Origin of the sequence: Stenotrophomonas sp. JAI102, from assembly GCF_013409105.1 — a bacterium.
GTDB classification, from domain to species: domain Bacteria; phylum Pseudomonadota; class Gammaproteobacteria; order Xanthomonadales; family Xanthomonadaceae; genus Stenotrophomonas; species Stenotrophomonas maltophilia_AA.
In genome coordinates this window covers 231409-255028 of the sequence record NZ_JACCCI010000002.1, presented here as the reverse complement: position 1 = coordinate 255028, position 23620 = coordinate 231409, and the positions used below count along the sequence as shown (strand labels likewise).

General features: G+C 67.5%; 22 protein-coding genes and 1 pseudogene. 14 read left to right on the top strand and 9 right to left on the bottom strand.

Going from position 1 to position 23620, the window contains the following annotated elements; genetic code table 11:
• The first annotated feature begins 6 nt into the window (after positions 1 to 6).
• Both HDC96_RS09735 and HDC96_RS09730 read left to right on the top strand, forming a co-directional pair.
• Positions 7 to 543: a sigma-70 family RNA polymerase sigma factor gene (locus HDC96_RS09735; protein ID WP_179460380.1), complete on the top strand. Its 537-nt coding sequence runs from the start codon at positions 7 to 9 to the stop codon at positions 541 to 543.
• Positions 530 to 1189, top strand: coding sequence for a hypothetical protein (locus tag HDC96_RS09730; protein ID WP_179459825.1), 660 nt, complete (start codon positions 530 to 532; stop codon positions 1187 to 1189). Before HDC96_RS09735 ends, HDC96_RS09730 begins: the two co-directional genes overlap by 14 nt.
• Before the next feature lie 12 nt (positions 1190 to 1201).
• Here the strand turns inward: HDC96_RS09730 and HDC96_RS09725 are convergent, their stop codons facing one another.
• Positions 1202 to 2113 (bottom strand): DUF808 domain-containing protein, encoded by a 912-nt coding sequence (locus HDC96_RS09725; protein ID WP_179459824.1) that lies wholly within the window; start codon positions 2111 to 2113, stop codon positions 1202 to 1204.
• Positions 2114 to 2278: 165 nt separating this feature from the next.
• Between HDC96_RS09725 and HDC96_RS09720 the strand changes: the two are divergent.
• Together HDC96_RS09720 and HDC96_RS09715 are read left to right on the top strand one after the other, a co-directional pair.
• Positions 2279 to 3934: pseudogene (locus tag HDC96_RS09720) on the top strand (AarF/UbiB family protein); the annotation flags it as partial.
• Between the two features lie 285 nt (positions 3935 to 4219).
• Positions 4220 to 6322 carry a phosphoglycerol transferase I gene (locus HDC96_RS09715; RefSeq protein ID WP_179459823.1) on the top strand — a complete coding sequence of 701 codons (2103 nt, stop codon included), beginning with the start codon at positions 4220 to 4222 and terminating at the stop codon, positions 6320 to 6322.
• Positions 6323 to 6520: 198 nt separating this feature from the next.
• Here HDC96_RS09715 and HDC96_RS09710 read toward each other — a convergent pair whose 3' ends face one another.
• On the bottom strand, positions 6521 to 8935 hold the full coding sequence (locus tag HDC96_RS09710) for a DUF3772 domain-containing protein (protein ID WP_257018683.1): 2415 nt from the start codon (positions 8933 to 8935) through the stop codon (positions 6521 to 6523).
• 117 nt (positions 8936 to 9052) lie between these two features.
• On the bottom strand, positions 9053 to 9301 hold the full coding sequence (locus tag HDC96_RS09705; RefSeq protein WP_176987936.1) for a hypothetical protein: 249 nt from the start codon (positions 9299 to 9301) through the stop codon (positions 9053 to 9055).
• A 182-nt stretch (positions 9302 to 9483) separates the two neighbouring features.
• On the opposite strand from HDC96_RS09705, the gene HDC96_RS09700 reads away from it, so the two are divergent.
• From HDC96_RS09700 to HDC96_RS09690, 3 genes are all read left to right on the top strand, one after another.
• Positions 9484 to 9978 (top strand): lipocalin family protein, encoded by a 495-nt coding sequence (locus tag HDC96_RS09700; protein ID WP_179459821.1) that lies wholly within the window; start codon positions 9484 to 9486, stop codon positions 9976 to 9978.
• 7 nt (positions 9979 to 9985) lie between these two features.
• Complete coding sequence (locus HDC96_RS09695) at positions 9986 to 11197, top strand: FAD-dependent oxidoreductase (RefSeq protein ID WP_179459820.1); 1212 nt, start codon at positions 9986 to 9988, stop codon at positions 11195 to 11197.
• Between the two features lie 98 nt (positions 11198 to 11295).
• On the top strand, positions 11296 to 11802 hold the full coding sequence (locus tag HDC96_RS09690) for a hypothetical protein (RefSeq protein ID WP_179459819.1): 507 nt from the start codon (positions 11296 to 11298) through the stop codon (positions 11800 to 11802).
• Between the two features lie 82 nt (positions 11803 to 11884).
• On the opposite strand, the gene HDC96_RS09685 is transcribed toward HDC96_RS09690, so the two are convergent.
• Complete coding sequence (locus HDC96_RS09685) at positions 11885 to 12319, bottom strand: PepSY domain-containing protein (RefSeq protein ID WP_179459818.1); 435 nt, start codon at positions 12317 to 12319, stop codon at positions 11885 to 11887.
• A gap of 197 nt (positions 12320 to 12516) precedes the next feature.
• On the opposite strand from HDC96_RS09685, the gene HDC96_RS09680 reads away from it, so the two are divergent.
• The 3 genes from HDC96_RS09680 to HDC96_RS09670 are packed head-to-tail and all read left to right on the top strand — an operon-like array spanning position 12517 to position 14743.
• The gene (locus tag HDC96_RS09680) at positions 12517 to 12759 is read left to right on the top strand and encodes a PepSY domain-containing protein (RefSeq protein WP_306455641.1); all 243 of its coding nucleotides are present in this window, start codon (positions 12517 to 12519) and stop codon (positions 12757 to 12759) included.
• A complete protein-coding gene (locus HDC96_RS09675) occupies positions 12759 to 13421 on the top strand; it encodes a response regulator transcription factor (RefSeq protein WP_176987930.1) in 663 nt (220 codons plus the stop codon). Before HDC96_RS09680 ends, HDC96_RS09675 begins: the two co-directional genes overlap by 1 nt.
• Complete coding sequence (locus HDC96_RS09670) at positions 13418 to 14743, top strand: sensor histidine kinase (RefSeq protein WP_179459816.1); 1326 nt, start codon at positions 13418 to 13420, stop codon at positions 14741 to 14743. The genes HDC96_RS09675 and HDC96_RS09670 overlap by 4 nt, the downstream gene beginning before the upstream one ends.
• Positions 14744 to 14973: 230 nt before the next feature.
• On the opposite strand, the gene HDC96_RS09665 is transcribed toward HDC96_RS09670, so the two are convergent.
• Both HDC96_RS09665 and speA read right to left on the bottom strand, forming a co-directional pair.
• Positions 14974 to 15297 (bottom strand): DUF6122 family protein, encoded by a 324-nt coding sequence (locus HDC96_RS09665; RefSeq protein ID WP_179459815.1) that lies wholly within the window; start codon positions 15295 to 15297, stop codon positions 14974 to 14976.
• 94 nt (positions 15298 to 15391) lie between these two features.
• Positions 15392 to 17281 carry an arginine decarboxylase gene (gene speA / locus HDC96_RS09660; protein ID WP_179459814.1) on the bottom strand — a complete coding sequence of 630 codons (1890 nt, stop codon included), beginning with the start codon at positions 17279 to 17281 and terminating at the stop codon, positions 15392 to 15394.
• A gap of 192 nt (positions 17282 to 17473) precedes the next feature.
• Here speA and speE point away from each other — a divergent pair, with 192 nt between their 5' ends.
• The gene (speE, locus tag HDC96_RS09655; protein ID WP_179459813.1) at positions 17474 to 18328 is read left to right on the top strand and encodes a polyamine aminopropyltransferase; all 855 of its coding nucleotides are present in this window, start codon (positions 17474 to 17476) and stop codon (positions 18326 to 18328) included.
• A 91-nt stretch (positions 18329 to 18419) separates the two neighbouring features.
• Here speE and HDC96_RS09650 read toward each other — a convergent pair whose 3' ends face one another.
• Positions 18420 to 19325: an aspartyl/asparaginyl beta-hydroxylase domain-containing protein gene (locus HDC96_RS09650; protein ID WP_176987925.1), complete on the bottom strand. Its 906-nt coding sequence runs from the start codon at positions 19323 to 19325 to the stop codon at positions 18420 to 18422.
• A gap of 355 nt (positions 19326 to 19680) precedes the next feature.
• Between HDC96_RS09650 and HDC96_RS09645 the strand changes: the two genes are divergently transcribed.
• On the top strand, positions 19681 to 20334 hold the full coding sequence (locus tag HDC96_RS09645; RefSeq protein WP_179459812.1) for an RIO1 family regulatory kinase/ATPase: 654 nt from the start codon (positions 19681 to 19683) through the stop codon (positions 20332 to 20334).
• 31 nt (positions 20335 to 20365) lie between these two features.
• Here HDC96_RS09645 and HDC96_RS09640 read toward each other — a convergent pair whose 3' ends face one another.
• Positions 20366 to 20704 carry a P-II family nitrogen regulator gene (locus tag HDC96_RS09640; RefSeq protein WP_123729924.1) on the bottom strand — a complete coding sequence of 113 codons (339 nt, stop codon included), beginning with the start codon at positions 20702 to 20704 and terminating at the stop codon, positions 20366 to 20368.
• A gap of 126 nt (positions 20705 to 20830) precedes the next feature.
• On the opposite strand from HDC96_RS09640, the gene HDC96_RS09635 reads away from it, so the two are divergent.
• Positions 20831 to 21094, top strand: coding sequence for an accessory factor UbiK family protein (locus HDC96_RS09635; protein WP_179459811.1), 264 nt, complete (start codon positions 20831 to 20833; stop codon positions 21092 to 21094).
• A 21-nt stretch (positions 21095 to 21115) separates the two neighbouring features.
• Here HDC96_RS09635 and yidA read toward each other — a convergent pair whose 3' ends face one another.
• Positions 21116 to 21955, bottom strand: coding sequence for a sugar-phosphatase (yidA, locus tag HDC96_RS09630; protein ID WP_179459810.1), 840 nt, complete (start codon positions 21953 to 21955; stop codon positions 21116 to 21118).
• Positions 21956 to 22115: 160 nt separating this feature from the next.
• Between yidA and HDC96_RS09625 the strand changes: the two genes are divergently transcribed.
• Positions 22116 to 23615: a YifB family Mg chelatase-like AAA ATPase gene (locus HDC96_RS09625; protein WP_179459809.1), complete on the top strand. Its 1500-nt coding sequence runs from the start codon at positions 22116 to 22118 to the stop codon at positions 23613 to 23615.
• Positions 23616 to 23620: the final 5 nt, after the last annotated feature.

Sequence of the window (23620 nt, the reverse complement as noted above, 5' to 3'; positions counted from 1 at the left end):
ATGACATTGCCCGCAAGCGACATCGACCTGCGCCCGCGCTTTGCCGCGCTGCTGGAGCAGCACCGCGGCATCGTGCTGAACGTGGCACGCGGCTACTGCCATCATCCCGAGGATCGGCTCGATCTGGTCCAGGAGATCAGCGTGCAGGCGTGGGCGGCGTTCGAAGGGTTCGACCCGGCGCGGGCACGCTTTTCGACCTGGCTGTACCGGGTGGCACTCAACGTGGCGATCTCGCAATGGCGGCGGCAGCAGCACCGGCAGCAGCACCACGCGCCCCTGGATGACGATCTGCCCGCAGCCGACGAAGCGCTTCCGCCCGAACAGCGCCACGCCCTGCATCAACTGGAGGTCGCCATCCATGCGCTGCCGCCGCTGGACCGTGCGCTGATGCTGCTGCACCTGGACGACCACGACCACCGCCAGATCGCCGAGGTGCTGGGCATCAGCGTCGCCAATGTCTCCACCCGCCTGCACCGCCTGCGCCAGCAGCTGCGCACGCGCCTGAATCCCACGGATCGAGGAGCCCGCCATGCAACCGGATGAACTCAAGCAGCTGTGGAACAGCGTCGGGACCCCCACTGATGCGCAGGAGGCCTTCGCGCTGGAGGCGTGGCGCAGCCATCGGCAACGCAGCGTCCAGCGCCAGCTGGGCCTCTTCAGCCTGTGGCAGGGACTGCAGCTGGTGTTCTGGCTGGGGTTGGCGGTGTACTGCGGCAGCCAGTGGTGGCAGCAACCGCCGCTGGCAGTGATGCTCAGCGCGCTGGCGCTGCATGCCTATTGCATCGCGGTGATCATCGCCAGCATCACCCGCCTGCAGCGCCGCCGGCAGCTGCAGCCGACGCAGACGGTGCTCGCGCAATCGCAGCAGCTGGCCGCGCTGCGCCGGCACACGGCGGTGACCGAACTGCTGCTCGGCCTGCCGTGGTGCTGGCTGTGGCTGGCAGTGCCGGTGCTGGTGGCCTGGCAGGCATGGGGGGTGGACCTGGGCGCGTTCGCCGCCCCGTGGCTGCTGGTCTCGCTGGGTGCCGGGACGCTGGCCATGCTGGCCGCGTTGATCCTGGCCCGCCGTTGGGTCCAGCGCGCACCGGGGTCGCCGTGGCTGCAACGCGCGATCGACGCGCTGTCCGGCCGCCGGCTGGCCCGTGCCCGCGCCGAGCTGGACGCCCTGCGCGGGTGGGAACCGGCCTGACCCGGCCGCGCCTCAGTGCGCGCGCTTGGCCCCGCGCAGCTTCTGGAACGCGGTGACTGCCCCCAGCACCACCGCACCGATCACCACGCCGACGATCACGTTGCCCAGCGCGTTGATCAGCCAGCCCCAGCTGCCGTCGCCGCCCATCGCCAGGATCGCGTGGTGCAGCGGCGCGATGCTGTGCACGAGGATGCCGCCGCCGACCAGGAACATCGCCGCGGTACCGGCCACCGAGAGGAACTTCATCAGCCACGGTGCGGCCACCAGCAGGCCCCGGCCGATCGCGGCCAGCGCCGCGCCCTTGTTCGACAGGTACAGGCCCAGGTCGTCGAGTTTGACGATACCGGCGACCAGGCCGTAGACGAACACCGTCATCGCCAGCGCGATCACCACCAAGGCGGTGACCTGGTTGAGGAACGGTGCGCTGGACACTACGCCCAGCGACAGCACGATGATCTCGGCCGAGAGGATGAAGTCGGTGCGGATCGCGCCCTTCACCTTGTCCTTCTCCCACGCGACCATGTCCACCTTCTCATCGGCCAGCGCCTTGACCCGCTCGGCCCTGCGCTGCTCGTCCTCATCGCGCGAGTGCAGGAAACGGTGCGCCAGCTTCTCCACGCCCTCGTAGCAGAGGAACGCGCCACCGATCATCATCAGCGGGGTGATCGCCCACGGCAGCCACGCACTGATCGCCAGCGCGGCCGGCACCAGGATCGCCTTGTTGACCAGCGAGCCCTTCGCCACCGCCCACACCACCGGCAGCTCCCGGTTGGCGCTGACCCCGGTCACCTGCTGGGCGTTCAGCGCCAGATCGTCGCCGAGCACGCCGGCGGTTTTCTTGGCCGCGACCTTGGTCAGCACCGCCACGTCGTCCAGCAGGGACGCAATATCATCGAGCAACGCGAACAGACTGGCACCGGCCATGGTGGATCCAAAGAGGAAACAGGAGCACTGATTCTGACCGATCCGCCCCCTGTCGCGGTAGCAGGCACGGATTCACCGGCCCACCACTGCCGCCCCGCCACACTGCCGGTGATCGTCGCCCCGGAGTCCTGCTTGAATACCACGCCCGTCGTCCCCGGTTCGCCGTCGCTGGTCAAGGGCATGAACCGCCGCAGCCAGATCCTGCGCCTGCTGTTGCGCTACCGTAATTCCGGGGTGTTTTCCGGCATGAACCTGGACGCGCGCGCGGTCCACGACGTGCCGCCGGAGGGCAACCCGGAGCAGTTCGTCACCGATCTGGAATCGCTGGGGCCGACCTTCGTCAAACTGGGCCAGATGCTCTCCACCCGCCCGGACATGGTGCCGGTGGAGTTCGCCACGGCGCTGGAGCGGATGCAGGAGAACGTCGCGCCGATCCCGGTCGAACGGGTCGCGGCCATCATCGAACAGGAGCTGGGCGCCTCGGTGTCCAAGCTGTTCGCCAGTTTCGATCCGGTGCCGCTGGGCTGCGCCTCGATCGCCCAGGTGCACCGCGCCGAGCTGCACGATGGACGCCAGGTGGCGGTCAAGGTGCAGAAGCCGGAGGTCGCCGCGCAGCTGCGCTCGGACCTGGAGGTGCTGCGCAGCTTCGCGCTGGCCGCCGACCACCTCACCCAGGTCGGCCGTCGCGTGCGCCTGCGCGATTGGCTCAATGAGTTCGCCAAGACCCTGATGCAGGAGCTGGACTACCAGGCTGAGGCCGAGAACCTGCAGCGCTTCGGCCAGCACCTCAAGCCGTTCAAGCCGCTGTGGGTGCCGCAGCCGATCTGGGATTACTGCAGCCATCGCGTGCTGACCATGGAACTGGCCCAAGGCGTGCGCGTGGATATGATCCCCGACGTGCGCCGCACCGAGCAGCCGATGGCGCCACTCGCCGCCGCGCTGATCCGCGGGTATGTCGACCAGATCTTCGTGCATGGCGAGATCCACGCCGATCCGCATCCGGGCAACCTGCGGGTCACACCGGCGGGTCGCCTGGCGATCTTCGACCTGGGCATGGTGGCGCACATGCCGCCGCGCCTGCGCGAGCGCCTGCTGAAACTGTTGTTCGCTGCGGTGGATGGACGCGGCGAGGAAGTGGCCGATGAGATCATCGGCATCAGCACGCGACTCGAATTCTTCGATGAAGAACGTTACCTGCGCGAGACCGGGCAGATCATCGCACGCTATGCCGCCAACAGCAGCTTCTCCGAAGGCCGCGTGGTGCTGGACCTGGTGCGCATCGCCACCGCCAGCGGCCTGCGGACGCCGCCGGAGCTGAGCCTGCTCGGCAAGGCGCTGTTGAATCTGGAAACCGTGTGCCGCCTGCTGTCGCCAGACCTGGACACCCGCCGCATCGTGGAGAAGCAGCTGCAGCACGTGATGCGGGCGCGACTGAAGAAATCCCTGTCCGCTGCCAATCTCGCCAGCGAGGCCATGGAGATGCAGCAGCTGCTGCGCGATGGGCCGCGCAAGATGACCGATATCCTCGCGCTGCTCGCCGAGAACCGCCTGCAGATGAAAGTCACCGGGCTGGAAGAATCACGCCTGATGGAGAACCTGCAGAAGATCGCCAACCGCGTCTCTGCCGGCATCGTCACCGCCGCGCTGATTCTTGCGGCCGCGATGATGATGAAGGTCGATACCGGCTGGCATCTGTTCGGCTATCCCGCCATCGCATTCACCCTGATGCTGATCGGCGTGTTCCTTGGGTTGGGCATCATCCTCAGTGCGTTGATCTTCGATCGTCGTGCGCGCTCGAAGGAAGAACGCGGGCACCGTTGACGCGTCCGCGCGCCTGCGACACGTATTCAGACACAAGCGCCAGACACCTCAAAAACGCGCGATGCAATGCAGCATCGCGCGCACTTCTTCACGCGTGTTTTACGTCGCATATAGCAGTGCGATGCGTGAGGGTGAATGTCGTTTTCAACAAACATTTCAGTCAGGTTCGTGCAGGCATGATCGAGTCATCGGCCTGTCATGCATATGTGGTTGGGACAGCCGGTCGGATGGGAACTGCGTCGTCATGGCGTCCATCACCACCTGTCTCCACTGCCAAAAGTGCTTATGCTCTGGATCCTGCTGCTGTCGCTGTTGCTGCTCACCTGGCTGTTCCTCGCATCCGACAAATGGGTGTGGTGGAAAGCAAGCCTGATGTCATTGCTGCTGCTGACGCTCAGTGCATGGTGGTTGATCAACACGTTATCCGGTGACGGTCTCAACGCGGCCACGCTGTATCACCTCGGCGCGGACATGGAAGGCGCCGGCGTCGCCGACTTCAAGCATTACATCGCCGGCTTCATTGCCCTGGCCCTGGTCTCGCTCACCCCCTTGCTGCTGGCGCGCCTGCGTCGTAGGCATCGCCCCGCGCACGGCAAGGCGGTGTTCGCTGGCTTCATGGCGATGTGGTTCGTCGCCATCGTGGTGAGCCCGCTCTACAGCGACGGCCAGCGCCTGTACCAGCAGATGCGCCCGGTCGACTACAGCATGGTCAAGGCCGAGTACCGCGTGCCGCAGCAGCCGCTGACCAAGCCGCGCAACATCGTGTGGATTTACGGCGAAAGCCTGGAGCGCACCTATCTCAATGAAGAAACGTTCCCGGACCTGATGCCCAACATCAACCGGCTGGCCGCGCAGTCGCTGGACGTGCGCGGGCTGGTCTCGGCCGAAGGCGGTGGCTGGACCATCGCCGGCCTGGTGTCCTCGATGTGCGGCGTGCCGCTGACCACCGCCAAGGAAGATGAGAACAGCATGGGCCGCATGGGCAGCTTCCTGCCCGAAGCGGTCTGCCTGGGCGATTACCTCAAGCAGCAGGGCTACACCAATCATTACCTGGGCGGGGCCAACGGCCAGTTCGCCGGCAAGGGCCAGTTCCTGGCCACGCACGGCTTCGATACCGTCGATGACCTGGTCTGGTTCAAGAAGCAGAAGGTCACCCGCGCGCATTTCTCGCCGTGGGGCGTGCACGACGATGTGCTGCTGGACAAGGCCTACGACCGCTTCGTGCAGCTCTCGCGCAAGGGCGAGCCGTTCATGCTGACCACGCTGACGATGGACACCCATCACCCCGCCGGCCACCTGCCCGTGGCCTGCAAAGGCACCCGCTACAAGAGCGAGCACGGCAACATCGGCATGCTCAATGCGCTGAAGTGCACCGACGGGCTGATCGCCAAGCTGGTCGACCGCATCCAGGCCAGCCCGTATGGCGAGGACACGCTGATCGTGATCGCCTCCGATCACCTGGCCATGCCGAACGATCTCAGCCACATCCTGGCCAAGCAGGACCGCGAGAACCTGCTGCTGTTCCTGGGCAAGGACATCGCGCCGCGCCAGCTGGCCGCGCCGGCCGGCTCGACGCTGGACTCGGGCGCCACCCTGCTGAGCCTGATCGACCCGGCCATCGATTCGATCGGCTTCGGCCGCTCGCTGCTGCACCCGGAACGTTCGGACAGTGCCAGTGCCGCGGTGTTCCGCGACAACGGCAAGGACTACCCGCGTTACCTGGCGTTCTCGCGCTCGCTGTGGCTGGGCGACAAGACCCGCCAGCTGCGCATCGATGACGACAACCAGGTGGTGATCGGCCTGCAGCATGTGCAGCCACCGGTGCTGCTGGAGTACGACAAGCATTGGGACCTGAAGTCGGTCTACCTGGAGAACACCTCCAAACAGTTCGATCTCGCCGATCCGTCCAATACCCTGGCCTACGTCGATCGCTGCACCGCGTTCGAGGATGGCTCGGCCGATGGCGACTGGTGCGCGATGCTGGTCAACCAGGACAAGGGCATCAAGCTGTTCCGCGATGACCAGCTGCGCGGTGGTGTGGCCGTGGATGGCCCGCTGGACCCGTTCAACGGCCCGCGCCCGAGCATCCGCCAGGCCCACATGATCACGCAGAAGGGCCGCCGCACCCGCGCCGGCCAGTACATGGTGCAACTGGTGACCAAGCAGTCGCCGGACCGTGGCTTCTGGATCGAGGCGGTGTCCTCGCAGCGCAAGGTGGTGGTCGCCCAGCAGTGGGTGCAGCCGGACGCCGAGGGCCGCATCAACCTGAGCTTCGGCCTGGACCACGAGGTCGATGACCTGGAAGTGCGGGCGTGGTTGAACCATGCCGAGAAGCTCGCCGTGGATACCTTCGCGCTGGTGCCGTCGCGCCGCGGCAACCGCGGCTGATCCCGCCGTCCCGGGCGGCGCCGGGGATTGTCAGCCGTCGATATCGGTAGTGCCGGCCGCTGGCCGGCTCCCGATTCGCTCTGCATCGTGCAGCTGCCGGCCAGCGGCCGGCACTACCTGGATCGCGACGGTACCGACCGGCGCCTCGATCGCGACGATACCGACCAACGGTCGGTATCCATCCGTCGTCCGTTGCCTTTACGCGTCGGAGTCGGGCTTCGCTGCCGGGTCACGCACCAGATGGATATCCGTCGGCGAGGACAGCGCGATCCCAGCCGCGGCGAACGTCTGCAGCATCGTGAAGTACAGTTCGCTGCGTGCTCCGTATACCGCCCGCGGCCCGGAGACGTAGGCGAAGCTGTTGATCGCGATCTGCCCGTTGGCGATCGAGTCGATGAACACCGACGGCGCCGGATCGCTGAGCACGCCCGGGTGCTCGGTGTAGGCATCCAGCAGGATCTGCCGCAACGCGGCCACGTCCGTGTTCAACGGCACCGAGAACTGGATCTGGATCCGGCCCTGCGCGTTGCCCATCGTCATGTTGCGGATGGTCTTGGTGATCAGCTCGGAGTTGGGCACGATCAACGTGGATTTGTCGCCGACCTGGATCTCGGTCGAGCGCACGCTGATCCGCTTGATGTCGCCTTCCTGATCGCCCAGCTTGACCCAGTCGCCGATCTTGACCGGCCGCTCGGCCAGCAGGATCAGGCCGGACACGAAGTTCTGGGTGATCGCCTGCAGGCCGAAACCGATACCGACCGACAGCGCGCTGACCACCAGTGCCAGCTTCTCGAAGCCGATCCCCAGCGCGGTCAGGCCCCACAGCACCGCGGCGATGATGCCGAGGTAGCGGGTCACCGTGCTGATCGAGTTGCGCGCGCCGGCGTCCAGTTCGGTCTTGGGCAGGTAGGTATCGCTGAGCCAGCGCTGGAACGCCTGCGTCACCGCCCACACCACCAGGAACACCAGCACCGCATACATCACGGTGCTCGGTTTGAGCGTGGTGTCACCGATCTTCAAACCACCGGACAGCGAATCCAGCCCGCCGAGGAAGGCGTTGAGGTTGCCGAAGGGCGCGGCCAGCATCAGCAGGCCGAGCACGATCACGCCCACGCGCAGCACCGCCGAGAGCAGCACGCCGGCCTGCTCCACCCGCGACTCGCTGAGCCCGGTGGTCAACACGATGGTCTGCCCGGCACGGCTGCTGGGCGCGAGCACCCAGGTAGCCAAGTCGTCGGCGAACTTGAGCAGCAGCGAGACGGCCATCAGCACCACCGCGCCCCAGATCAGCTGCTGGGCGACGAACAGGGCGAAGTTGAGGTAGCCCAGCAGCGTGGCGATCACCGCCGCTGCCACGGCGATATGGCCGGCCAGGCGCGCCAGCACGATCCAGCCGCTGCGGCGCGGCGCGCCCCGCACCTTGCCATCGCCACCGGCCCGGGGATCGGCACGCGCTTCAGCTTCGGCGGCTTCCGCGGCCTGGCGGTTGTGCATGCGCGCCAGCGATACGAGGATCGCGATGATCAGCGCCATATAGGTCACCGCCATCAACCCGTCCGCGGCCACCGTGGTCACCGCGCTGGTACGCGCCGCACGGTCGAGGGCGACCAGCATGATGCTCAGCCAGGTCAGGCCGGCCGCGCCCCAGGCGTACTTGCGCAGGCGCCAGGCCGCGCTGTCGTCGAGCGACAGCAACCGCCACGACGGCCGCTTGGGCACCAGCAGACAGGCGCTGAGCGCGGCGATGAAGGCGGCCACGAAGGTAGCGACTTCGAACGTCTCGGCCACCGACTGCAGGCGCGGCGGGATCGCCCCGATCGCATCCAGCGACTCGACCAGGGCGACCGCGGCGAGGCCCGGCAGCAGCGTTCCCACCAGCAGCAGCCACACCGCCAGGCCGGAACGGCGCAGACGCCCATCGGGCGCCCGCTCGGAGGCGGCGAAGCGCCGGCCCAGCGCGCGCAGCCACAGCCGCAGCGGGAAGAACATCACCAGGGCCACCGCCAGCCCGATCAGCGGTGCGGTCCAGCCGTGTTTGGCGATGGCGTTGCGCGCGGCGTCTTCACCCATGCGGTACAGGATGGCCAGGCGCTGCACGTCGTCCGGCACGTCCTTGGCGAAGCTGCGCCACAGCGACGGCGACAACGGCGAGGCGACTTTGCGCGTGAGCTGTTCGCTGAACTGGGTGACCCGCATCTTCTCGATGCGCTCGCCGAGCTGCTTGGCATCCACCGAGAGCAGCTTGGCGCGGGCGATCTGCGCGTTGATGTCGGCCTTCTGCTGGTTCAGCGCCTTGCGCTGCCGGCTGACTTCCGGCGGCTCGATGGTGCCTTCGGCGACCTCGCCGAGCTGGGACAGGCGCGCATCGACCTGCTTCAGCTGCGGGTCCAGCGCCGTCTGCAGGCCATCCGCATCGCGCTGGACGGACAGGGCGCGGTCGGACAGCGTCTTGAGCGTCTCGGTGGTGGCCGCATCCTCCAGATCATCATTGATGGACCGGAAGGTCTTCTCGGCCTCGGCCAGCTGCTTGGCCGGGTCCGGATCCGCATCACCGGCCTGGGCCAGTGCGACCGGCGCAGCCCCCAGCCAGGCGAACACCAGCAGCCACGACAACGACCGCACCACAAACGAAGAATGACGAAGCGACACGCCAGCACCAACGGTTCGCGCGGACCACCGCGCCTGCCCGCGACTATAAACCGGGCCCCGTCCAGAACGGGTATGCGGCCCTCAGTACTTCAGGCGCAGCTCTTCGACCTGCGGCTGCAGGCGGGCATACCAGTCCTGGAACTCCTCCTCGGTGATCTCCTCGGGCGCGTACACCGCGATCTCATCCCAGGCGTGATCGGTCGGCAGCGGCTGCCGCGGGCCGGCCCGCAGCGTATAGCTCACGCCCTCATGGTCGATCACATCGTCGGCCGTTTCCCGCTGCTGGCGGGCAACGCCGGTTTCGCTCTTGAGCAGAATCACCTGGTACATCCGCATCTCCATCGCTGTAGAAAGTAGCGCCCGAGGCACTCCGGCCCAGCATAGCGCCGCCATCGGAAGCGGAACATGACGCGACCACAACGGACTGTCTCGACGCCACACTCGCCCCGGCTTCACCCGGCCGTGGCAGCGGCCCCGGCATCGTGGGATCGCACTCCCACCAGCCGTCCCCCATGACCCCACCTCCCGATCTGAAAACCGTTCCCGACCTCAAGCTGCCGCGTTACCTGGGCACCTGGTACGAGATCGCCCGCCTGCCGATGAAGCACGAGCCGGAAGGCTGTACGGATGTCTCCGCGCATTACAGCCTGAAGGACAACGGCCATGTGGCCGTGCTCAACCGCTGCCGCATGGGCAACGAAATCGAAGAAGCCGACGGCGAAGCCTGCCCGGTCGACAACGACCCGGCCCGGCTGGAGGTCAGCTTCCTGCCCAAGGGGCTGCGCTGGCTGCCCTTCACCAAGGGCGACTACTGGGTGATCCAGGTCGCACCGGATTACAGTGTCTCGCTGGTCGGCAGCCCGGACCGCAAGTTCCTCTGGCTGCTGTCGCGCACCCCCACGCTCGACCGCACCACGCAGGAACACTATCTGGCCCAGGCGCGCCTGCAGGGCTTCGACCTGAGCGCGCTGATCCAGACCCCGCATACCGGCCACCCCACTGCCTGAGGCTTCAATGGACCTGAAGAGCGGGTACCCGTTCTGGGCCGTGCGCAACGGCCTGATGCATGCGTTTCCACCGCTGGAAAACGATCTGAACTGCGAGGTGCTGGTGGTGGGCGGCGGCATCAGCGGTGCGCTGATCGCCGATGAGCTGTGCGCGCACGGCCACGATGTCGCCCTGATCGAACAGCGCGATATCGGCTGGGGCAGCACCGCGGCCAGCACCGCACTGCTGCAGTACGAAATCGACACCCATCTCATCGATCTCGCCCAGCGCTATGGCGAGGACGCCGCCGTACAGGCCTACCAGGCCTGTGCCGAGGCGATCCCGGCCATCTGCGAGGTCGCGGCACCGTTCCGCGACGTGGATTGCCACCGCATGGCCAGCCTGTACTACGCCAGCAAGCGTGGCCACCAGGCGGTGCTGGCCGAGGAATGCGCGCTGCGTGCCAGGCATGGCTTCGATGTGCGCTGGCTGGACAGCGACGCGGTCGCGGACGAGTACGGCATCCGCGCACCGGGCGCGATCCTCAGCGCGCTCGCTGCACGCATCGACCCCTACCGGCTCACCTACCGGCTGCTGATGCGGCTGCACAAGCGCGGCTGCGGCGTCTACGACCGCACCGTGCTGGATACGCTCACCCCGACCCCGCGCGGGGTCACCGCGACCACCCTGGGCGGCGCGCGCATCCGTGCCCGCCACGTGGTGCTGGCCACCGGCTATGCCGGGCAGCGCTGGTTGAAGCCCTCGGTGGCCCGCAACCGCAGCAGCTATGCCTTCATCACCGATCCGATCCACCCGGACCTGCTCGGCCCGCTGCGCGAGACCATGGCCTGGGAATCGGCGCGGCCGTATCTGTACCTGCGCAGCACCGGCGACCACCGGCTGCTGATCGGTGGTGAAGACGACGCCATCGATCTCCCGGCCCGGCGCGACCGGCGGGTGGAGAGCAAGACCGGCAAGCTGCTCAGGAAGACCGCGAAGCTGTTCCCGCACCTGCCGCTGCAGCCGGCCTTCTCTTGGGGCGGCACCTTCGCCGAGACCCAGGATGGTCTGCCGTTCTTCGGTCCGCACCCGCAGTGGGGCCCGCGGGTGCTGTTCGCGATGGCCTACGGCGGCAACGGCATCACCTATTCGATGATCGGTGCCGGGCTGCTCCGCGCACGCATCGAACGGCGCCGGCATCCGCTGGCCGAGCTGTTCGGATTCGACCGGTTGCGCTGAGTTCCCCTTGCAACCCACGCCATGACAGGCATCATTCAAACTACGGCTGCTAGCGTCAGCGCTGTCGGCCGTCCCGCCTGTCTGCTCCGGAGCCTCTCATGATCCGCCTGCTTCCCCTGCTGCTGTGCCTGTCCCTGCCCGGCGTGGCACTGGCCCAGTCAGCCGCAGGCGCCACCGGCCCGCAGTCCTCGACCGGGCTGGACCTGAGCATTCCCGATGCGCCGCTGCAGTACCTGAGCGATCAGTCCCTGCGTGGCGATCCGCCGGGCACCTTCTACGGCGACCGGACCGGCCGGCGTTCCACCGACCGCGCGGCCAACGGCATCGCCCACGTGACCGATGACAAGCTGCGGGTCAACGGCAGCTTCACCACCGGCATCGGCTATTCCGAGAATTACGGCAACAGCCATTACAACGCGGCCGAGCTCAATCTGAGCAAGAACTACACCACGGACGAGGGCAACACCCGCAACGTCAACCTCAACATCCGGGTGAGCGAGGGCAAGGGCCCCGGCTTCTTCGGCCCTTACGGCTACGACGGGTTCGATGGCTACGGCGGCTACGGCCGCGGCCCGGGCTACTGGGATTACCCGGCGCGCTGGTAAGCGCTGCCGTCCTCAGACACGTGCGCGGACGGCCGGGGAAACCCGGCCGTTCGTACATCCAGCGCGCGGTGGCGCCGCCGGATCAGTCCCACCAGCCATCGCGCTTGCTGGCCAGCACGCGGCCGTCGTGACCGCTCATGCGTACTTCCACACGCTGGTTGCGGGCATTGCGCGCATCCAGGGTCCAGGTGGCGCCATCGCGCTCGAGCGAGTCGATCTGCTTCAGCCCGGCCTTGCCGGCCAGCGCCAGGATCTGCCCGGCATCCAGCAGCGCGCGGCCGTCGCGCGGGTCGAAGATCTCGCCCTTGGTGTCATCGACGAGCACTTCATCGACGCTGCCGTCCTTGCGGGTCACATCTGCTTCCCACACGCCATCGTCGTGCTCCAGCTCGTGCACCTGGGCATAGCCGGCGGCGCTGAGCTTGGCCTGGATCTGGGCGGCCGAGAGGTTGGCGGCGAAGGCCGGGGTGGCAAACAGGGCGGCGGCCAGGGCGGTTGCGGCAATCATCGTCTTCATGGGAATCCTTGAGGGGGCGCCGGTCCATTCCGGCACCGCCAGTCTGGCCACCGCGCCTAACCGGACCATGAGGGCGGCTGTTAGATACTGTTTAGACATCCCCGGTATACCGGTGGCCTGCCCCTGCCCTGCGTGCCCGCATGTCCGCCCTGTCCCTGATGCTGCCCCTGCTGTTGACCCTCGCCCCGCAGGACCCGATGCGGGTGCTCGACGGTGGCAGCCGCCAGCAGGACGGCGTGCGCCAGGCGGTGCGTCAGGGCCGGTTCGTGCCGCTGGAACAGGTGGTCGCCGATGCACTGCGGCGCTACCCCGGCAAGCTGATCGAAGTGGAGCTGGATGACGGCAAGTACGAGATCGAGATCCTCGGCGCCGATGGCGTGGTGATGGAGCTGGATTACGATGCCGCCACCGGCCGCCTGCTGAAAATGGAAAAAGACTGATGCGCGTGCTGCTCGCCGAAGATGACACCCTGCTCGCCAGCCGCCTGCAGACGCTGCTGGAAGAGGCCGGATACGTGGTCATCCACAGCGCCGAGGGCCGGGATGCCGAGTACCAGGGCCAGATCGAGGACATCGCCGCGGCGGTGGTCGACCTCGGCCTGCCGGGCTTGGACGGACTGAGCGTGATCGAGCGCTGGCGCCAGGCCGGGCGTGACTTCCCGGTGCTGGTGCTGACCGCCCGCGCCCGCTGGCACGACAAGCTGGCCGGCTTCGATGCCGGTGCCGACGACTACCTGACCAAGCCGTTCCAGCCCGAAGAGCTGCTGCTGCGCCTGCGCGCCCTGATCCGACGCAGTGCCGGCCACGCCCATCCGCGGCTGCAGTGCGGCCCGCTGGTGCTGGACGTCAACGCCGGCCGCTTCGAACTGGACGGCGCGCCGCTGGCGCTCAGCGCGCAGGAGCACCGCATTCTCAGCTACTTCATGCACCACCCCGATACGGTGCTGAGCCGCGCGCGGCTGGGCGAGAACGTCTATGAAGATGGCTTCGATCCGGATTCCAACACGCTCGACGTGCTGATCGGGCGCATCCGCCGCAAGCTCGGCAGCGAGCTGATCCATACCCACCGCGGCCAGGGCTTCCGCCTGTCGGCGACGCCATGACCACCGGCTCGCTGCGCACGCGCCTGCTGGTCGCCGGTGGCCTGGGCCTGGTGCTGGTCTCGGCCCTGGCGACCTGGTGGCTGGGCGCGATGTTCGAGCGCTCCGCACGTACCGCGATGGACGAGCGCCTGGGCAATGACCTGATCGCGGTCCTGGCACTTGCCGAGAGCGATGCCGACGGCCGGTTGCAATGGCGCCAGACCCTGGCCGACGAGCGCTACCGGCGTGTGTTCTCCGGCGACTACTGGCAGGTGCTGGACCCGCAGGGGCAGCCGCTCGGGCAATCGCGCTCGCTGTGGGACGACTCTCTGGCCGCGCCGAGCGCACTGCAACCGGGGCCGGCGCAGGCCTTCGATGCCCCAGGCCCGCTGCAGCAATCCCTGCGCGTACTGGCCCAGCAGGTGACCCTGCCCCGCGCCGCCGCGCCGGTGATCGTGATGGTCGCCACCGACCGCAGCCCGCTGGATGCCCAGGTCGCCAGCTTCCGGCAGCGCACCGCGCTTGCCTTGGCCGTGCTGATCGCGCTGTGGTTCGGCGTGCTGGTCACCCAGGTGCACTACGGCCTGCGGCCGCTGGCCGAACTGGGCCGCATCGCCGGGCAGGTGCGCAATGGCGAGAACGTGCGCTTCCCGCAGCAGGGCCTGGTGAAAGAAGTGGCGCCACTGGCCGGCCAGCTCAACGCGCTGCTCGATCATCACCAGCGCATGATGGTGCGCGCACGCCGCAGCGCCGAAGACCTCGCGCACGCGCTGAAGACGCCGCTGACCGTGCTCACCACCGAAGCCGAGGGCGACGGCAGCGACTGGCGGCAGACCCTGCGCAGCGAGACCGCGCGCATGCAGGCGAGCATCGATCGCTACCTGGCCGCAGGCCTGGGCGCGGACAGCCAGCAGCGCACGCCGGTCGCACCGGTGACAAGCGCGCTGTGCGGACTGATGCAGCGCGTGCATGCGGCGCGCGGGCTGCGTTTCGAATGCGACGGCGACGCGGCGGGTATTTTCGCGGGCGCGCGCGAGGATCTGGAAGAGATGCTGGGCAACCTGCTCGACAATGCGGGCAAGTGGGCCGCACAGGCGGTGCGCGTGGACGTGGCACGGGAGGGTACGCAGCTGCGCATCACCGTGACCGATGATGGTCCGGGACTGCCGCCAGAGCAGCTCGAGCGTGTGCTGGAACGCGGCGTGCGGCTGGATGAGCGTGCGGCAGGCAGCGGGCTTGGATTGTCGATCGTGGCGGACATCGCCGAGAGTTACGGCGGCACGCTGGTGCTGGCCAATGCCGCGCCGGGATTGAGCGCGACGCTGACGTTGCCGGCGGGGTAAAACGCGCCGTCGCTGGCGGCAGTGCGTTTGCCGTTGGTAGTGCCGGCCGCTGGCCGGCTCCCGACGCTGCGTGGAGCCATGGGTAGTGCCGGCCGCGGGCCGGCTCCCGACGCTGCGTGGAGCCGGCCAGCGGCCGGCACTACCGGTCAGGTGCAGCGGATCTGATGCATCACGTCATCCACGCATGGCGTGGATCTACCGGCCGGCGTGAGTTATCGGCCGGGGTGAATTTACCGGCCGGCGTGCATCCACCAGCAATCAATGGCATCCAGCACGATGTGTAGGATCAGGCCGATGCCGAACAACCGCGTCTTCTTCGGGATGCACAACCCGGCGTACACCGCGATCGCCGGTGCCGTGTGCAGTGGATGGAAACCGATGCTGCAGCGGTTCGGGGCATAGATCGGGTCGGCCAGCAGGTGGTCCAGATCGATGATCCAGCCCAGCAGCATCAGCACCCAGGCGGACAGGAAACGCTTGCGCCAGAACATCCACGCCAGCAACGCCGGCACGGCCGCATGCAGGAACAGATGAAAGATCGCGCGCGCACTCATGCGGGTTCGGGGTGCCTTGGAGGAACCGCCGGGCAGTGCCCGGCGCTACGGACGACCGGGTGAGGCCCGAAGGCCATCACCCGTCGCCACCGGCTCAGGCCAGCGGCTCGTCGGACAGGTAGGTGTAGCCGGTCAGACCGGCTTCCAGTGCCTCGGACAGTTCCTGCGCCCGCGCCGGCGAGAGGTCCGCCGCCGCCACGCGCGCGGCGTAGCTCGCGCGCAGGTCGGCCAGGCTGTAGCCCACGTAGTCCAGCATCACATCGGTGGTGTCACCGCGGCGCTGCTGGGTGATCGCGTAGCCATCGGCGTCGGCCAGCACTTCCACGGCGTCGGTATCGCCGAACAGGTTGTGGATGTCGCCGAGGATCTCCTGGTACGCACCGACCATGAAGAACGCGATGCGGTAGCTCTCGCCGGACTTCAGCGCATGCAGCGGCAGCGACGTGTCCAGGCTCTCGTTCTCGACGTAGGTTTTCACCATGCCGTCCGAATCGCAGGTCATGTCGGCGATGATGCCGCGGCGCTCGGGCTGCTCGTTCAGGCGCTCGATCGGCACGATCGGGAACACCTGGTCGATCGCCCAGGCATCCGGGATCGATTCGAACACGCTGAAGTTGACGAAGTACTTGTCGACCAGGCGCTCGTTCAACTCATCCAGCGCCGGGCGATGGCTCTTTTCGTCATAGCTCAGGCGTGCACGCACGGCATGGGCGATGGCGTAGAACAGGTCGTCGATGCGGGCGCGCTGCGGCAGGTCGATCTGGCCCAACGCATAGCTGGACAGGCCTTCGGCATGGAAATGCTGCGCTTCCTGGAACAGCTCCACCGCCGGACGCTCGTCGAGCTCGGCGTGGATTTCGCGCAGGTGGCGGATCGCCGCCGGCTCGTCGTCGTGCTGGTCCGGCACGCGGCCTTCCTGCGCCTCTTCCACTTCGGAGACGTTGGCGATCAGCACCGCGTGGTGCGCGGTCATCGCGCGGCCGCACTCGGTGACGATCCGCGGCGGGGTCAGGCCATGCTCTTCGCACGCATTGGCCAGCGGCTGCACGATGTTGCTGGCGTAGGAGTTCAGGCCGTAGTTGATCGAGCAGAAGCTGCGCGAGCGGGTGCCTTCGTAATCCACGCCCAGGCCACCACCGACGTCCACGTGGGTGATCTTCGCGCCCAGGCGCGAGAGCTCCACGAAGTAGCGGGTGGCTTCGCGCATGCCGTTGGCGATGTCGCGCACGTTGGAGATCTGCGAGCCCATGTGGAAATGCAGCAGGCTCAGGCAGTCCGCGTACTCGGTATCGCGCAGCGACTTCCACAGGTCCAGCAGCTGGCGCGGCGAGAGACCGAACTTGGCCTTGTCGCCGCCGCTGTTCTGCCACTTGCCCGCGCCCAGCGAGGCCAGGCGCATGCGCACGCCCAGGCCCGGCTTGACGTCCAGCGCCTTGGATTCCTCCAGCACCAGCTTCAGCTCGGAGGGCTTCTCGATCACGATGAAGGTCTGCAGGCCCAGCTTGCGGCCGATCAGGGCCAGGCGGATGTACTCGCGGTCCTTGTAGCCGTTGCAGACGATCAGGCCGCCCGGGCGCGACAGCGCCAGCACGGCCATCAGCTCGGGCTTGCTGCCCGCTTCCAGGCCGAAGCCCTCGCCGTGGTGACTGGCGAGCGTGCCGGCCACGCCGCGGTGCTGGTTGACCTTGATCGGGTACACGGCGGTGTAGCCGCCCGGGTAGTCCCAGTCGGCCTGCGCCTGCGCGAAGGCGGCCTGCAGCTTGCCCAGGCGCTGGCCCAGGATGTCCGGGAAGCGCACCAGCAGCGGCAGCTTGGCGCCGGCCTCGCGGGCAGCGTCCACGATCTTGGGCAAGGACACCACCGGGCCGTCCTGGCCAGTCGGTCTCACCACCATGTGTCCTGCCTGATCCACGTCGAAGTAACCATCCGCCCAATGCGGAATCGAGTAGGTCTTGCGGGCTTGGTCGAGGGACCAATCGGTCATTTCAGTGGGCCTGGTTGGTAAAAAAGGGGGTGCATGATAACGCCTATGTGGCGACAGCTCCGTTATCATGCGCGCCCGCGCCCGTGCTCAGGCTTGAAACCTGAACGGGCCAACCCGTCCGGACGTGGCTTGCGCCACGCGGCACCGCCGCCAGCCCGGCTCCAACACCCTTCCGAACAGGACTGCTGCTCCATGACTGACAACAACAACTGGTACATCGAACACTTCGAGCGCACCGGCTCGGCCATCGGCTACCGCCTGACCGGCAAGCTGGATGAAGTGCAGTCGCCGTTCCAGAAGATCGAGATCTTCGCGACCACCGATTGGGGCAACCTGATGACCATCGATGGCGCCATCATGTTGACCAGCAAGGACAACTTCTTCTACCACGAGATGATCAGCCACCCGGTGCTGTTCACCCATGCCGCGCCCAAGCGCGTGGTGATCATCGGCGGCGGCGACTGCGGCACCCTGCGCGAAGTGCTCAAGCACCCGGGCGTGGAGAGCGTGACCCAGTGCGACATCGACGAGCAGGTCACCGTGATGGCCCGCAAGCACTTCCCGGAACTGTGCGATTCCAACGACGACCCGCGTGCCGAGCTGATGTTCGACGACGGCGTGGCCTACATGGCCAACTGCCCGGCCGGCAGCGTGGACGTGGTGATCGTGGACTCGACCGATCCGGTCGGCCCGGGCGAAGGCCTGTTCAACAAGGCGTTCTATGAGAGCTGCTTCAAGGCCCTGAAGGACGACGGCATCCTGGTGCAGCAGTCCGAATCGCCGCTGATGCAGCTGGACCTGATCAACGAAATGCGCGCCGAGATGGGCAAGGCCGGTTTCGGTTCGTTCAAGACCCTGCCGTTCCCGCAGCCGTGCTACCCGACCGGCTGGTGGAGCGTGACCCTGGCCCGCAAGGGCGAGAGCAGCTTCGATTTCCGCCAGGCCGATTCGGCCGCCAAGTCGTTCGAGACGCTGTACTACACCGCCGCGCTGCACACCGGCGTGCTGGTGACCCCGCCGTTCGTGGCTTCAGCCCTGAAGGGCTGATCGAAGGCGTGCCGACCAACGGTCGGCACCTACCGGTAGGTGATGCGGCAACAGAAAACCCGCGCTGGCAGCAGCGCGGGTTTTTTGTTACTCAGATCGCCCAGATCCCGGCGATCACCGCCACCACCAGGCCCCACTTGATCACCTGGTAGGCGACCACGCTGCGCTCGCGCAGGGCCTTGGCCTTCAGGCGCACCTTGTAGACGCTGCCGAAGGCCTTGTTGACGCCACCGGTCGGGTCGCCCGGCAGGTTCGGCGAGGCGCCACCGGCCAGCAGCGTGGAAGCCACCGCGCGGTTGAACAGGCCCGGCAGGCCGAAGCGCAGCGGGCGGGCGATATCGCAGAACAGGATCACGCGGTCATCCGGCGTCTCGTTGTGCGCGTGGTGGATGTAGGTCTCGTCGAACATCATCCACTCGCCATCGCGCCAGCTCTTCCGGATGCCGTCCACTTCGATGTAGCAGGCGTCATCGTTCGGGGTGGCCAGGCCCAGGTGCAGGCGCAGCGAGCCGGCAAAGGGATCGCGGTGCGGGCGCAGTTCGCTGCCCGAGGGCAGCTGGGCGAACATCGCCGCGCGCACGTCCGGCAGCGATTCCAGCAGCGCGGTGGTCTTCGGGCACAGCGCCTTGGCCGAGGGGTGTGACGGGCCATACCACTTCAGGTAGAAGCGCTTCCAGCCGCGGCGGAAGAACGAGTTGAAGCCGGCATCGTTGAAGGTGCTGGAGGCGGCGATCTTGTCCGCATCGCGCAGGGCCAGCGCCTCGTCGCGGATCATCTGCCAGTTCTGGCGCAGCGGCTCGAGCTGCGGGAATTCCTTGCCCGGATCCAGGAACGGCGTGGTCGGCACCTTCGAGAACGCGTACATGATCACGTTGATCGGGGCCATGAAACTGGAGTGGTCCAGCAGCTGGCGCGACCAGCGCGCGCGCACCTTGCCGCGGTAATGGATGTACAGCACGCAGGCGATGAACAGCCCTGCCAGCACGATCTTGATCATCAGTCTTCCTCCGGCATGGCCGGACCCGAAATGGTGGGGGCGATGCACGGCAGTGACCGGCATCGATAGGGCGGCAGGAGGCGGGGACGTGCCGGGGGAGGGGCGGCCGCCGATGTCGCGAGCAACAGCATATGGTCGGGAGCGCCCGCGTCGCGGTCAAGCAACTTTCCAAACGATACAAGATTGTCCGCTTCAGCGTGACGAACTGTTCCACGCCGGGCTACGACATTTCTCCGACATCATCTGGATTCGTGTACTGGCGAGTACTAAAATTAACGAAATCTTTAGTTCCCCACGTTAAGCAGCACCGGTACGCCTGACGCATTGCGCCGACCGCCGGGTCGCACAGACCCCTATGAATACAATCGTTGCCCCGTGTGTCGATGACACCGCCCCCGCCGAGCTGCTCAAGCGCGGCGAACGCCTCCTGGAACCCGACGTCTACCGGACCTGCCTCAATGGCCAGCCGGCGGTGGTCAAGGATTACACCCGTTACCGCGGCACCCCCCTGTCGCCGATCGCCCGCCTGCTGGTCCGCCGCGAGGCGCGCATCCTGCAGCGCCTGAGCGGCTGGAAGCACGCCCCGGCCCTGCTCGGCACCATCGGTGGGCTCGCGCTGGGCATGGAGTTCATTCCCGGCCAGACCCTCAGCGCGGCCCAGTCGGTCGGCATCGAAGTCTTCGAGCAGCTGCAGTACGCCCTGACCCGCCTGCATGCCGCCGGCATCACCCACAACGATCTGCACGGCACCAACGTCGTGGTCAGCGGGGGCGTGCCGGTGCTGGTCGATTTCACCTCGGCCTGGCGCAGCCCGCGCTGGCTGCCGGTGCACCCGGTCTCGCGGCAGCTGCGCCGCAGCGACATGAAGAACCTGCTGAAGATGCGCCAGCGCCTGACCGGCGAGCGTCCCAGCCCCGCCGAGGCGGCCCAGGTGGCCGACCCACGCTGGGTGGCCGGCGTGCGCGTGGCCTGGAAGCGTTTCTACCGCTGGTTCAAGGGCCACGCCTGATCGCGGGGCCCCTCGGGAAAGCCGGCGCGCGTTACAGCGCGTCGGCGTCCAGCTCACCGGTACGGATGCGCACCACGGTGCCCAGGTCGTACACGAAGACCTTGCCGTCGCCGATCTTGCCGGTGCCGGCGGCCTTGACGATGGCTTCCACCACCTCCTCGACCTGGTTGTCGACGACCGCCACCTCGATCTTCACCTTGGGCAGGAAGTCGACCACGTACTCCGCCCCGCGGTAAAGCTCGGTATGGCCCTTCTGCCGCCCGAAGCCCTTGACCTCGGTGACCGTGATCCCGGTGACGCCGCGCTCGGCCAGCGCTTCGCGCACGTCGTCGAGCTTGAACGGCTTGACCACCGCCATGACCATCTTCATCCGTCTGCACTCCTGTCTCTCAGGCTGGGAGGATAACGCCTGTCCGCCGGTGAACGCGATGCGCGCGGTCCGTGCCGCCGGCAGCGTGGCGGCTTATCCTTGGCGCATACCCCGCGGAGCCGCAGCATGATCGACCTCAACCACCTGGATGACCTCGCCCGCCGCCTGAGCGACATGGTCCCCCCGGGCCTGCGCCAGTCGCGCGAAGAACTGCAGGCCACCTTCAAGACCGCGCTGCAGGCCGGGCTGGGCAAGCTGGACCTGGTGACCCGCGAGGAATTCGACGTGCAGCGTGCGGTGCTGCTGCGCACCCGCGAGAAGCTGGAGGCGCTGGAGAAAGTGGTGGCCGAGCTGGAAGCGCGTGGCGGGTCGGCTGCGCCTCGCGAGTAAGCCGGTCGGGCTGACCTTGGTTTACGCGTCCTGCAGCACGAACCGCTCGATGGCCAACGCCACGCCGTCCTCGGCGTTGGTCGCCGTCTCGAAGCGCGCCGTCTGCTTGACCGCCGGAATCGCGTTGCCCATGGCGACGCTGGTGCCGGCGAACTGCAGCATGGTCAGGTCGTTCTCCTGATCGCCGACCGCCATCACGTTGGCACGGTCCACGCCGAGGTGCGCGGCCAGCTTCTCCAGGCTCGGTCCCTTCCCCGCGCGGTGGTCGAACACCTCGAGGAAGAACGGCGCGCTCTTGAGCACCGCGAAGCGGTCGGTCAGTTCGGACGGCAGGCGCTGGATGGCCGCGTCCAGCACCGCCGGCTCATCGATCATCATCAGTTTGATGAACTGCATCGCCGGGTCCATGTCCGCCACCCGGCGATACGACAGCGGCACGTTCGACAGGTGCGAATCGGCCACCGTATACAGGCTGATGTCCTGGTTGGGCGTATACATGCGCCGGCCATCGAGCGCCTGGAAATGGATGCCCAGCTCGCGCGAGATCCGCTCGCAGAACACGAAGTCCTCGAAGCTCAGCGGAAACTCGATGACGCGCTGGCCGCTGCCGATGTTCTGCACCACCGCACCATTGCAGGCGATGCAGTAGTCCTGCTCGCCCTCGATACCCAACTGCTGCAGGAACGGCGCCATCCCCGACACCGGACGGCCGCTGGCCAGCACCACCTGGACGCCCTGCGCGCGGGCGCGGGCGATGGCCTGCATCACCCGGGGCGTCAGCGTGTGTGCGGGATCGAGCAGGGTCCCGTCCATGTCGATGGCGACCAGTTCGATCGGGCCGGAGCGGTGGTGCATATCCATGGTGTTCGACGGCGTGGAGCGTGGGGGCATCCAGTCTAGCGGGAGTGCTTGGACACTGCGCCACCGTTTGCCTACCCCACGGCGCGGCAAGTGCTGATGGATTGCGGTCTCCGTGCCCTGCCATTGTGCTTGGCATGCCGCAGACCCCGGAAACAACTGCATGAGCCTTGCGCTGGTGCACAGCCGTGCCCGCGCCGGCGTGAAAGCCCCCGCTGTACGGATCGAGGTATTCCTGTCGGGCGGGTTGCCGCATACCCAGATCGTCGGGCTGCCGGCCGCGGCCGTGCGGGAGTCCCGCGACCGTGTGCGAGCCGCGCTGATCTGCGCACGCTTCGAGTTTCCGCAGCGGCGGATCACCATCAACCTGGCCCCGGCCGATCTGCCCAAGGAGGGCGGCCGATTCGATCTGGCCATCGCGCTGGGCATCCTCGCCGCCAGCGGTCAGATCGATGCACAGTCGCTGGACAGGTTCGAGTTCCTGGGCGAGCTGGCCCTCACCGGTGAACTGCGCGGGGTCGACGGCGTCCTGCCTGCCGCGATCGCCGCCGCCCGGGACGGCCGCAGCCTGATCGTGGCCGCCGCCAACAGCGAGGAAGCCGCGCTGGCCCAGCACGCCGACGTACGCGTGGCCCGCACCCTGCTGGAAGTCTGCAGCGCCCTTGAGAGCGGTACGCTGCCGCCCGCCGTGGCGGCTGACCCACTGCCGGTGAGCATTCCCGACCTGCGCGATGTGCGTGGCCAGCTGCAGGCCCGACGGGCGCTGGAAGTGGCGGCAGCCGGCGGGCATCACCTGCTGCTCGGCACGCCCGGCTGCGGCAAGACGTTGCTGGCCTCGCGCCTGCCCAGCATCCTGCCGGCGGCCAGCGAGCGTGAGGCACTGGAAGCGGCCACTATTGCGTCGTGCAGTGGCCAAGGCATTGATGCGGGGCGCTGGAGAGAGCGGCCCTACCGAGCGCCACACCACACCGCCAGCGCGGTCGCGCTGATTGGCGGTGGGTCGCATCCGCGCCCCGGCGAGATTTCGCTGGCGCATAACGGCGTGCTGTTTCTGGACGAGCTGCCAGAGTGGAGTCGGCACGCGCTGGAGGTCATGCGCGAGCCGATTGAATCCGGTGTTGCCGTTGTCAGCCGCGCTGCACGTACCGAACGGTTTCCTGCCCGGTTTCAGCTTGTTGCGGCGATGAATCCCTGCCCGTGTGGCTGGGCAGGCGACCGGAGCGGGCGCTGTCTATGCACCGAAGAGGTGATCCGTCGCTATCGAGGGCGCGTGTCCGGGCCGCTGATGGACCGCATCGACCTGCATGTCGAAGTGCCCCGGCTCGACCCGCGGGAGCTGCGGGATGACGCGCCGCTGGGCGAGGACAGTGCGAGTGTTCGTGCCCGTGTGGTGGCCGCGCGGGAGGTGCAGCTGTTGCGCAGTGGGAAAGCCAATGCACAGCTGTTGCCGTTCGAACTGAGCGAGCATTGCCGGTTGTCGCGGGAGGATCAGCAGCTGCTGGAGGACGCCGTGGAGCAGTTGCAGCTGTCAGCACGCTCGATGCATCGCATTCTGCGGGTGGCGCGGACGGTGGCGGATCTGGGTCATGCGCAGGACATCGCGACCACGCATGTGGCGGAGGCGATCGGGTATCGGCAGTTGGATCGGGGGGGTAGCGGGTGAGGCCA